10 protein-coding genes are annotated in these 11,773 nt (G+C 54.9%); all 10 read right to left on the bottom strand.

Annotation, left to right across the window (positions count from 1 at the left end; translation table 11 throughout):
- Position 1: 1 nt before the first annotated feature.
- On the bottom strand, positions 2–1,084 hold the full coding sequence (gene mraY / locus O1724_RS03975) for a phospho-N-acetylmuramoyl-pentapeptide-transferase (protein ID WP_003856353.1): 1,083 nt from the start codon (positions 1,082–1,084) through the stop codon (positions 2–4).
- Entirely contained in the window at positions 1,078–2,436 is a 1,359-nt protein-coding gene (gene murF / locus O1724_RS03970; RefSeq protein WP_063944554.1) for a UDP-N-acetylmuramoyl-tripeptide--D-alanyl-D-alanine ligase, read from the bottom strand. Before murF ends, mraY begins: the two co-directional genes overlap by 7 nt.
- Positions 2,433–3,920 (bottom strand): UDP-N-acetylmuramoyl-L-alanyl-D-glutamate--2,6-diaminopimelate ligase, encoded by a 1,488-nt coding sequence (gene murE / locus O1724_RS03965; protein ID WP_063944555.1) that lies wholly within the window; start codon positions 3,918–3,920, stop codon positions 2,433–2,435. Before murE ends, murF begins: the two co-directional genes overlap by 4 nt.
- Positions 3,907–5,673: a peptidoglycan glycosyltransferase FtsI gene (gene ftsI, locus O1724_RS03960; RefSeq protein ID WP_003856361.1), complete on the bottom strand. Its 1,767-nt coding sequence runs from the start codon at positions 5,671–5,673 to the stop codon at positions 3,907–3,909. Before ftsI ends, murE begins: the two co-directional genes overlap by 14 nt.
- A gap of 15 nt (positions 5,674–5,688) precedes the next feature.
- A complete protein-coding gene (ftsL, locus tag O1724_RS03955) occupies positions 5,689–6,054 on the bottom strand; it encodes a cell division protein FtsL (protein WP_003856363.1) in 366 nt (121 codons plus the stop codon).
- A complete protein-coding gene (gene rsmH, locus O1724_RS03950) occupies positions 6,051–6,992 on the bottom strand; it encodes a 16S rRNA (cytosine(1402)-N(4))-methyltransferase RsmH (RefSeq protein ID WP_003856366.1) in 942 nt (313 codons plus the stop codon). Before rsmH ends, ftsL begins: the two co-directional genes overlap by 4 nt.
- A 2-nt stretch (positions 6,993–6,994) precedes the next feature.
- Positions 6,995–7,453 (bottom strand): division/cell wall cluster transcriptional repressor MraZ, encoded by a 459-nt coding sequence (gene mraZ, locus O1724_RS03945; RefSeq protein WP_003856368.1) that lies wholly within the window; start codon positions 7,451–7,453, stop codon positions 6,995–6,997.
- 591 nt (positions 7,454–8,044) lie between these two features.
- The gene (cra, locus tag O1724_RS03940) at positions 8,045–9,049 is read right to left on the bottom strand and encodes a catabolite repressor/activator (protein WP_003856369.1); all 1,005 of its coding nucleotides are present in this window, start codon (positions 9,047–9,049) and stop codon (positions 8,045–8,047) included.
- A 179-nt stretch (positions 9,050–9,228) separates the two neighbouring features.
- The gene (ilvN, locus tag O1724_RS03935) at positions 9,229–9,720 is read right to left on the bottom strand and encodes an acetolactate synthase small subunit (RefSeq protein WP_003856371.1); all 492 of its coding nucleotides are present in this window, start codon (positions 9,718–9,720) and stop codon (positions 9,229–9,231) included.
- A gap of 1 nt (position 9,721) precedes the next feature.
- The gene (gene ilvI / locus O1724_RS03930; protein WP_003856373.1) at positions 9,722–11,446 is read right to left on the bottom strand and encodes an acetolactate synthase 3 large subunit; all 1,725 of its coding nucleotides are present in this window, start codon (positions 11,444–11,446) and stop codon (positions 9,722–9,724) included.
- Positions 11,447–11,773: the final 327 nt, after the last annotated feature.

Here is an 11,773-nt window from a genome sequence, read left to right as displayed (position 1 = left end):
ATTAACGTACCTTCAGCGTTGCCAGGCCAATCAGCACCAGCATCAGCGAAATAATCCAGAAGCGCACAATGACGCGCGGCTCCGGCCAGCCTTTCAGTTCATAGTGGTGGTGAATCGGTGCCATACGGAAGATGCGCTGACCGCGCAGTTTGAAGGAACCGACCTGCAAAATCACCGACAGCGTCTCAACCACAAACACACCGCCCATGATTACCAGCAGGAACTCCTGACGCAGCAGCACGGCGATAATCCCCAGTGCGCCGCCCAGCGCCAGTGAACCGACGTCGCCCATAAAGACCTGCGCCGGATAGGTGTTGAACCACAGGAAGCCCAGCCCCGCCCCGACAATCGCCGTACAGACGATCACCAGTTCCCCCGCGTGTCGCAGGTACGGAATGTGCAGGTAATTTGCAAAGTTCATGTTACCGGTCGCCCAGGCTACCAGCGCAAAACCGCCCGCGACAAACACGGTTGGCATGATGGCCAGGCCATCCAGACCATCGGTCAGGTTGACGGCGTTGCCGGTACCGACGATCACAAAGTAAGCCAGCAAAATGTAGAACAGCCCCAGCTGCGGCATCACGTCTTTGAAGAACGGCACCACCAGCTCGGTAGCCGGGGTGTCTTTTCCTGCCAGGTAAAGGGCAAAGGCCACGCCCAGCGCAATCACCGACATCCAGAAATACTTCCAGCGGGCGATCAAACCTTTGGTGTCTTTGCGTACGACTTTGCGGTAGTCATCAACAAAACCGATGATCCCGTAGCCAACCAGAACGGTCAACACGCACCAGACGTAGGGGTTAGACGGATACGCCCACAGCAGCACGGACACCACAATCGCGGTCAGGATCATGATCCCGCCCATGGTCGGCGTACCCCGCTTGCTGAAGTGCGATTCCGGACCGTCGTTGCGCACAACCTGGCCGAAAGAGAGTTTTTGCAGACGGGCAATCATGCGCGGGCCCATCCACAGCGAGATGAACAGCGCAGTCAGCAGGCTGACGATGGCACGAAACGTCAGATAGGAAAAGACGTTAAAGCCTGAGTAATATTTGACCAAATGTTCGGCCAGCCAAACTAACATGTCCCGTTCTCCTGTAATGCGTGCACAACCTCTTCCATGGCGGCACTACGTGAACCTTTAACTAAAACAGTCACAATCTGTTTTTCTGTAATCAATGCCTTCAGGCGTTCGATCAGTGCAGATTTATCGGCAAAATGTTCGCCAACTTCACTGGCATCGGAAATGGCCTTGCTCAGCGGGCCTGCGCTCAATACGCGGTCAAGCCCGGCGGCTTTCGCCGCTTCACCCACCTGAACATGGCAGGCTTCGCTTTCATCACCCAGCTCGGCCATATCGCCTACAACCATCACGCGATAGCCCGGCATTTCAGACAAGACCTGTACGGCCGCCGTCATTGAGCCAACGTTAGCGTTGTAGGAGTCATCCAGCAGGAGTTTGTTTTCAGCCAGCTGGATCGGGAACAGACGCCCCGGCACGGCTTTTAAATTTGCCAGACCTGCTTTGATCGCCGCGTGTGAGGCACCTACCGCCATTGAGAGCGCTGCCGCAGCAAGCGCATTGGCGATGTTATGACGACCCGGCAGGGGCAGCAGCACGTCGATGTCGCCCGTTGGGGTTGTGAGGGTGAACTCGGTGCCGTGTGACGTCACATGAATGTTGGTCGCCGAAAAATCACTGTTTGCCGCATTCGGTGAGAAGCGCCAGGTTTTACGTGAACCAATGATGCTCTGCCAGTTCAGCCAGTCGTTGTTATCGGCATTCATAATGGCGATGCCGTCATCCGGCAGGCCGGTATAAATTTCACCTTTCGCTTTCGCCACACCGGCCAGAGAACCAAAACCTTCAAGATGTGCCGCCGCCAGGTTATTCACCAGCGCCGCTTCCGGACGGGTCAGGCTCACGGTCCAGGCGATTTCGCCCTGATGGTTAGCCCCTAACTCAATCACCGCATATTCATGCTCGTGGGTCAGGCGCAGCAGCGTCATCGGCACACCGATGTCATTATTAAGGTTGCCCGCCGTATAAAGCGTGTTACCGCACTGGCTAAGGATCGCCGCCGTCATCTCTTTAACGGAGGTTTTGCCCGACGAGCCCGTCAGTGCCACGACGCGTGTTGGCACCTGCTGGCGAACCCATGCCGCCAGCTCGCCAAACGCCAGGCGCGTATCTTTCACCACAATCTGCGGCAAATCGATATCGAGCTTACCACTGACCAGCAGCGCGCCCGCGCCGTTATCTTTAGCCTGTTGCGCAAAATCGTGGGCGTCAAAACGTTCACCCTTCAACGCCACAAACAGGCAGCCCGCCGTCACCTTACGGGTGTCGGTGGTTACAGCCTCGATGGTCAGATCCTGACCATGCAGCATCCCCTGCAATACCGCAGCGGCCTGGCTTAACGTAATGCTAATCATGCCACCACTCCCAGCAGACGCGCTGCCGTCACGCGGTCGGAGTAATCCAGACGACGATTGCCGACAATCTGATAATCTTCATGACCTTTACCGGCCAGCAGAACCACATCGTTCTCCTGCGCCTGCATAATGGCGTTAGTCACGGCCTCCGCACGGCCTTCGACCACGCGCGCACGTCCCGCATCCAGCATGCCCGCCAGAATGTCGTTGATAATGGCCCGCGGCTCTTCGGTACGCGGGTTGTCATCGGTTACCACGGGAATATCCGCGAACTGCTCAGCGATGGCGCCCATCAGCGGACGTTTGCCCTTGTCGCGATCGCCACCGCAGCCAAACACGCACCAGAGCTTGCCAGCGCAGTGCAGACGCGCCGCTTCCAGCGCTTTTTCCAGCGCATCCGGCGTGTGGGCGTAATCCACAACCACCGTCGGCTTGCCCGGCGCGCTAAACACTTCCATGCGGCCGCAGACCGGTTGCAAACGCTCAGCCGTTTTCAGCAGATCCGCCATCGGGTAACCCAGCGCCAGCAGCGTCGCCAGCGCCAGCAGCAGGTTACTGACGTTAAAGGCCCCCATCAGGCGGCTTTCAATTTCACCTTCGCCCCAGGTGGAAGCGAAGCGGATCGTCGCCCCACTATCGTGGTAGTTCACCTCGCCCGCCTTCAGCCAGCGGCCGCGGCAGTTCGGATTAATGCGATCTTCCATCGACACCGCCACCGCATCTGGCAGTTTTTCCAGCCAGCGGCGACCGACTTCGTCGTCGGCGTTAATGATCGCCTGCCCGTGGTGGTGAGTGGAATAAAGCAGCCATTTCGCCGCTTCGTAGTGCTCCATATCACCATGATAATCAAGGTGATCGCGGCTCAGGTTAGTAAAGACAGAGGCAGCAAATTTCAGGGCCGCCACGCGATGTTGTACCAGACCATGGGAAGAGACTTCCATCGCAGCGAAGGTCGCCCCCTGCTCAGCGAGGCCCGCCAGCACACGCTGCACGTCAACCGCCGAGCCTGTAGTGTTTTCCGTCGGGCTTACTTTGCCCAGAAGACCGTTCCCCACCGTGCCCATGACGGCACCGGTTTCGCCCAGCAGCTGCGCCCACTGCGCCATCAGCTGAGTGGTGGTGGTTTTTCCGTTGGTTCCTGTCACGCCAACCAGCTTTAACTGGTCGGAAGGTTCGTTGTAAAAACGTCCTGCCAGCGCGGAGAGACGCTCATTCAGCTGGCTGAGATAGATGACCGGCACGCCGTGCATTTCACGGATCTCACCGTCTGTTGCCTCATCTTTGGCCTCAGCAATAATGGCAGCAACACCTTGCGCAATCGCCTGCGGGATATAACGACGCCCGTCCGCCTGATGACCCACCACTGCCACAAAAAGATCGCCAGAAGCCGCTACGCGGCTGTCCAGTACCATCTCTCGCAGTGCTCGCGCAGGTAGCATAGGCACCCACGGAGCAAGAAGGTCGCGCAAATTACGATCTGCCACCTGTTCCCTCGCCTTGATTAATTACAAATTCACTTTTTTCGCCCGTCGCCAGCGCATCCGGTTCAATGTTCATGGTGCGCAACACGCCGCCCATAATAGCCCCGAACACAGGCGCGGAGACGGCGCCGCCGTAGTATTTACCCGCCTGCGGATCGTTGATGACGACCACCAGTGCAAAACGCGGATTGCTTGCAGGCGCTACGCCTGCGGTATAGGCAATGTATTTGTTGATATAGCGGCCGTCCGGCCCCACTTTTTTCGCTGTACCGGTTTTAATGGCGATACGATAGCCCTTAATTGCGGCCTTCACGCCGCCACCGCCAGGTAACGCGACGCTTTCCATCATATGCACGACGGTACGAACGATAGATTCCGGGAAAACACGTTCCCCCGGAACCGGTGGATCAACTTTGGTGATCGACAGCGGACGATAAATGCCATAGCTGCCAATCGTTGCGTAGACTCGCGCTAACTGTAAGGGAGTTACCATTAGCCCGTAGCCGAAAGAGAAGGTGGCCCTCTCTATGTCAGACCACCGTTGTTTTTGAGGATATAAGCCACTGCGTTCTCCGACCAACCCCAAATTGGTCGCCTTTCCCAGCCCAAAACGTGAGTAAGTATCTACTAACGCTGAGGACGGCATCGCTAACGCCAGTTTTGACACACCGACGTTACTCGACTTCTGTAAGACCCCGGTCAGGGTCAGTTCGCTGTAACGTGCCACGTCTTTGATTTCGTGACCGTTAATTCGATAAGGGATCGTATTCAGAACGGTATTTTCGTTGACGATGCCTCGCTGTAGAGCCGTCATCACCACCATGGGTTTTACTGTCGAACCGGGTTCAAACACATCGGTGATGGAGCGGTTACGCATTGCATCTTTTGCTGTACCGGCAAAATTATTCGGGTTGTATGAGGGGCTACTGGCCATCGCCAGCACTTCACCTGTCGCCACATCCACCAGCACGGCGCTGCCCGATTCCGCCTTGTTAAACGCGACGGCGTTGTTCAGCTCACGATAGACCAGCGCCTGCAAGCGTTCATCAATACTCAGGGCCAGGTTGTGCGCGGCCTGGCTGTCTGTCGAGGAAATGTCTTCAATGACGCGACCATAGCGGTCTTTACGCACGATTCGCTCGCCAGGCTGGCCGGTAAGCCACTTGTCGAAGCTTTTTTCAACGCCCTCAATCCCCTGGCTATCCACGTTGGTAAAGCCAATCAGGTGCGCGGTGACTTCGCCGGAAGGATAGTAACGGCGGGATTCTTCCCGCAGATGAATGCCCGGCAGCTTCAGTTTCTTAATGTAGTCAGCCATGTCAGGGTTCACCTGACGAGCAAGATAGATGAAGCGCCCTTTCGGGTTGGCGTTAACGCGTGACGCCAGCTGATCCAGCGGCATTTTCAACGCGTCTGAGAGCGCCTTCCAGCGGTTATCAAGGGTGATCCCGCCTGCGTCGTGCAGCTCTTTCGGATCGGCCCAGATCGCCTTCACCGGCACGCTCACCGCCAGCGGGCGGCCGGAGCGGTCGGTGATCATCCCACGAGAGGTAGAAACTTCCTGCACGCGCAGAGAACGCATATCACCCTGGCGCACCAGCATGTCAGGCGCGATGATTTGTAGCCACGCCACGCGTCCCAGCAGGAAACCCAGCGCCAGTAAAATGCAGCCGCAAAGCAACGCAAAACGCCAACTGACAAAGTTGGCCTGTTCTTCCTGGCGTTTTGGTTTTAGCGTTTTTGCCGCTGCTTTCATGCGTCGCGTTTTCCCTTATTTTTGTACTACGATATTTTCCTGCGAAGGATCAACATGCTGTAATTGCAGTTTTTCCGTTGCGATCCGTTCAACCCGGCTGTGATCGCCGAGCGCGTTTTCTTCAAGGATCAGATTTCGCCATTCAATATCCAGCGCATCGCGTTCCAGTACCATCTGTTCGCGCTGCGCAGTTAATAAACGGGTATGGTGAGCGGTGGTGACCACCATGACTGCCGTCACAATGATGCAAATGAACAAGCAGAGTGGCAGCTTCCCAAACCGCAAAAGATCGTCGCCGATCACGCCAGGCAAGGCATGGCGCTCGTTGCTTCCTAACGATCCCTTAACTTTGCTTAGGGTCTCTGTCACTCTGCTGATCATGCGTTCGTCCTCTCTGCAATACGCAGCACTGAACTACGGGCACGTGGATTCTCTGCCACCTCTTCTTCGCCCGGCATCAACTTGCCTAATGCTCGCAACTGACGGCCGCCCAGCTTTCTGAGTTGTTCTTCCGTCATCGGCAGCCCCGCCGGAACCTGAGGACCGCGGCTCTGTTCACGCATGAAGCGTTTTACGATGCGATCTTCCAGCGAATGGAAACTGATGATGGATAACCGCCCACCCGGGGCCAGCACGTCGAGCGAGCTTTTTAGCGCCAGCTCTATTTCCTCCAGTTCACTGTTTACCCAGATACGAACCGCCTGGAAGGTACGGGTCGCAGGATGTTTGTGCTTGTCCTTCACCGGCGTTGCCGCCGCGATGACTTCTGCCAGTTCTTTGGTACGAGTCATTGGCTCAACGCGGTTGCGCTCCACGATGGCGCGGGCAATACGTTTGCCAAAGCGTTCTTCGCCGAAGGTTTTGATTACCCAGGCAATATCCGCTTCGTCAGCAGTTTGTAACCATTCAGCGGCAGATTGGCCGCGAGTAGGGTCCATACGCATATCCAGCGGTCCATCACGCATAAAGGAAAAACCGCGTTCTGCATCATCAAGCTGTGGTGAAGAGACTCCAAGATCGAGGAGAATCCCGTCGATCTTGCCGGTCAGGCCGCGCTCAGCGACATAATCCGCAAGCGCAGAGAAAGGTCCATGCACGATGGAAAAGCGAGGATCATCGATGGTTTGCGCAACGGCAATCGCCTGCGGATCGCGGTCAATTGCCAGCAGGCGTCCTTCCGCTCCAAGCTGAGAGAGGATCAAACGCGAGTGACCACCGCGACCAAAAGTGCCATCAATATAGATGCCGTCTGGACGAATATTCAGGCCGTTAACGGCCTCATCCAGCAGCACCGTTGTATGTTTATAATTTTCCATCATATTTATAGAGACAAGTCCCGCAGCCGTTCCGATAATGTTTCGGAATCAGACTGCTCAGCGTCGATATCTTCCTTGACCTGTTGATACCAGGTCGTTTCGTCCCACAGTTCAAACTTGTTGAACTGTCCGACCAGCATCACTTCTTTAGTCAGACCGGCATGTTGCCGCAACACAGGCGCAATCAATAATCGCCCGGCGCTATCCATCTGACATTCACTGGCATGTCCCAATAACAGCCGCTGTACGCGGCGTTCCTGCGGGTTCATGCTCGACAGTCGCGACAGCTTTTGCTCAATGATTTCCCATTCAGGCAAAGGGTAAAGCAGCAGGCATGGGGAGTTGATGTCAATGGTGCAAACCAGTTGACCCGAAGCGTTCTCAATCAGCTGGTCGCGGTATCGGGTTGGTACCGATAAACGCCCTTTGCTGTCGAGATTGACTAACGTTGCTCCACGGAACATGCCAGTCTCACCCCTCCTCACCACTTTAACCCACAAATTCCCACCTGAAGGAGTTTACGGAGCGAGGGAAAAGCTTGTCAAGCCAGGACTCTCTCTATACCGGCGCGAAAGCACCGTATTTACAGAGCAAGCGTGACCTGGCTAATTACTACACAACTGGCGAGGCAAAATTAACGTTATGAATATTTGTAAGAAAAAAACAGAATATGCACACGAGCGTAAAGACTCACTCAATATCATCGCAGGGAAATATAAAGTGTCAGTTTGCGACGCGGGCAGCATTTTAAGGCATATCGCCGGGGGATAACAGCGCCAGATTAACCTCAAAGCCAGATGGATTCGTTCGTGTGCGTTGAGGTCTGAAGGGGGGAGTAAAAAATGGCTGAATATTCATCGGCTGGCACCTGTTTGTAACAAAACAATACAAAGAAATGCCCGTTAGAAATTATAATTGCACTTTTTAACGTCAAAATGGATTCAAAATAATAGCAGGCTATGAATCTTAGAGATAAATCCTAATTTTTATCCGGGAATTATTTCCTGCAATAAATGCGCTTCAAAAGGGGCAGTTTTACCGCCCCTGTGGAAATATTAATGGCGGCTCAAAATTCCGCGCCGATAGAGATTACGTTTGATGCGCGTAAGCCCGGGTTTCGGTTTGCGGGGTTCATCCAGGCTTGCCAGAACAATCTCAAGCACGCGCTCGGCGACGTCGCGGTGACGCTGGGCCACGGCCAGCACCGGACATTGCAGGAAGTCGAGCAGTTCGTTATCGCCGAAGGTCGCAATCGCCAGATCGGATGGCAGTTTGCCATCGCGACGTAACGTCACATCCATCACCCCCTGCAACAGGGCAAACGAGGTGGTAAACAACGCCTGCGGCATCGGGTGCGTTTCCAGCCATTTCTCGAACAGCTGGGCAGCCGCTTCACGCTCATAGCTGTTGGCATACAGATAATGAACGTCACGCGGATCGTCTTTCCATGCCGTACGGAACCCTTGTTCACGCAGGAAGCTTACGGAAAGTTCAGGCAAAGCGCCAAGATACAGCACCGTTTCAGCCGGGAAGGTACGCAGCTCGGCAGCCAGCATTTCTGCATCGTCCTGATCGGCACCTACGACACTGGTGAAATGTTCACGATCCAGCGCACGATCCAGCGCCACAATCGGGAACGGATCGTTTGCCCAGCGCTGATAGAAAGGATGCTCTGGTGGTAAAGAGGTCGACACGATGATGGCGTCAACCTGACGTTGCAGCAGATGCTCAATGCAGCGCATCTCGTTGTCAGGCTGATCCTCGGAGCAGGCAATCAACAGCTGATAGCCCCGCTGACGAGCCTGACGTTCCAGATAGTTGGCGATGCGGGTATAGCTGGTATTTTCCAGGTCCGGGATCACCAGGCCAATCGAGCGGGTGCGCCCGGCACGTAAACCTGCGGCGACAGCATTCGGATGGTAATTATGCTCACGAACGACTGCCATCACTTTCTCAACGGTCTTATCGCTGACACGATACTGCTTTGCTTTACCGTTAATCACATAGCTGGCCGTGGTTCTCGACACGCCGGCGAGCCGGGCGATTTCATCCAGTTTCACAATTGCCCCTCAAAAAAAGAAAAAAGTCCATGGCCCTGTCAAGGTTATGGTTAAATATTTTAACATCTAAACGCAGAATAGCTTTCACGGCAACCGCTTTTGTCCGCGTTGTCGGTGGATTACGCAAAAAAAAGCCCGGCTTTGGCTACCGGGCTGAAAGAGGCGAACCTTTTGCGCAACTAACGCATGATTTTATCGCCGCGCGAGAGGCCAACAACGCCAGAGCGCGCAACTTCAACAATTTTTGCTACATCCCTGACGGAGGCCAGGAACGCATCCAGCTTATCGCTCGTTCCGGCAAGCTGCACAGTATATATAGAAGGCGTGACGTCGATGATCTGCCCACGGAAGATATCCGTGTTGCGCTTGACCTCTTCACGACCGTAACCGCTGGCCTGAATTTTCACCAGCATCACTTCACGTTCGACGTAAGCCCCCTGCCCCAGCTCGCTGACGCGCAACACGTCCACCAGTTTGTGCAACTGTTTTTCGATCTGCTCAAGCACTTTCGCATCGCCGACAGTCTGGATCGTCATGCGGGAGAGCGTTGGATCATCGGTCGGCGCAACGGTCAGGCTTTCAATGTTATAGCCGCGCTGCGCAAAAAGCCCAATGACGCGTGACAGTGCGCCCGACTCATTTTCCAGTAATACAGATAATATCCGGCGCATATCAGGTTCTCTCCGTTTTGCTTAACCACATTTCATCCATACCGCCGCCACGGATATGCATCGGATAAACGTGCTCTGTGCCGTCGACGATGACGTCCATGAAGACGAGGCGATTGTTTTTAACGTGCTCAAGCGCTTCGCCGAGCTTCGCTTCCAGCTCTGACGGATCGGTTACCCGCATGCCAATATGACCATAGGCTTCAGCCAGGCGGACAAAGTCCGGAAGTGACTTCATATAAGACTGAGAGTGACGGCCAGAATAAATCATATCCTGCCACTGCTTTACCATACCGAGGTAACCGTTATTCAGGTTCAGCACCAGCACTGGCAACTCATATTGCAGCGCAGTAGAAAGCTCCTGAATATTCATCTGTATGCTGCCATCACCCGTCACGCAGATCACCGTTTCGTTTGGCAACGCCAGCTTCACCCCCAGCGCGGCGGGCAGACCAAAGCCCATCGTGCCGAGCCCGCCAGAGTTGATCCAGCGACGCGGTTTATCAAACGGGTAATACAGCGCAGCGAACATCTGATGTTGGCCCACGTCAGAAGTGACATACGCATCGCCATTGGTCAGACGCCAGATCGTCTCGATCACCGCCTGCGGCTTGATGTTCTCACTCTGTGTGTCGTACTTAAGGCACTGACGGCCACGCCACTGTTCGATTTGCTGCCACCAGTCGCGGATCTCGTCCAGCGGTTGAGACGCGGTCTCCTGCGCCAGCAGATCCAACATTTGATCCAGCACCTGTCGTGCGTCCCCCACGATCGGCACATCCGCCGGCACCGTTTTAGAGATTGAAGTCGGATCGATATCAATGTGCAGCACCGTCGCATGCGGACAGTATTTCGCCAGATTATTGGTGGTGCGATCGTCAAAACGCACGCCGACGGCAAAAATCACATCAGAATGGTGCATCGTCATATTGGCTTCATAGGTGCCGTGCATACCCAGCATGCCCAGCGCCTGACGGTGGGTAGCCGGGAATGCCCCCAGCCCCATCAGCGATGACGCGACAGGAAGATTCAGCTTCTCAATCAGTTCGCGTAGTTGCGTTTCACAGGCTGCATTGACGGCGCCGCCCCCCACATAGACTACGGGCTTTTTCGCAGCCAGCAGCGTTTGCAGCGCACGCTTAATCTGGCCTTTGTGCCCTTGCGTCGTCGGATTATATGAACGCATGCTCACCGACTCAGGCCACAGGTAAGGCAGTTTATTCGCGGGATTGAGAATATCTTTCGGCAGATCGACAACCACTGGCCCAGGACGACCGCTGGCGGCCAGCCAGAAGGCTTTTTTCAGTACGCCCGGGATGTCTTCCGTTTGTTTAACCAGAAAGCTGTGCTTCACCACGGGGCGTGAGATCCCCACCATGTCGCATTCCTGAAACGCATCATAGCCAATCAGTGACGTCGCCACCTGTCCGGAGAGAATGACCAGGGGAATGGAGTCCATATACGCAGTCGCAATGCCGGTAATGGCATTGGTCGCCCCCGGTCCGGAAGTGACGAGCACAACACCCACCTCGCCCGTGGCGCGGGCCAGGCCGTCTGCCATATGCACAGCAGCCTGTTCATGACGAACCAGAACATGATCAATACCGCCTACCGTGTGCAGCGCGTCATAAATATCAAGAACCGCACCTCCAGGATAGCCGAACACTTGCTTCACGCCCTGATCGATAAGCGATCGGACGACCATTTCCGCGCCAGACAACATCTCCATGCTTTGCCTCCAGGCTTTTGTTATAGACGGTCAACAGAATTCATTTCCGCGCCGTCTTCTGACAGGGTAAACCCATCTTATAAAGTGCAGAGTGATGGATACCTTAACCGCTCGTTATGAGCCAGGCAATTAGCAAACGGAATGCGGGAATGGGCAATAAAAGCAGAAAAAACAGCTGTCAGACACGAATATGGTGAATTCATCTGCTATGAGGGGAGACGCTAATAATTCATCTCTTAAAAAGAGGATGGATCAGGAAATCATCTATTTTTAAGCCTCCCTGAGTGTCTGAAAAAATGCGAACAGAACAAAATATTGCTTGCATAA

The sequence above is a fragment of the Enterobacter cloacae complex sp. HYC074_NIDB genome (genome assembly GCF_056673345.1).
Note: the sequence above shows the minus strand (reverse complement) of the source record. Positions and strands in the feature narration are given on the sequence as shown.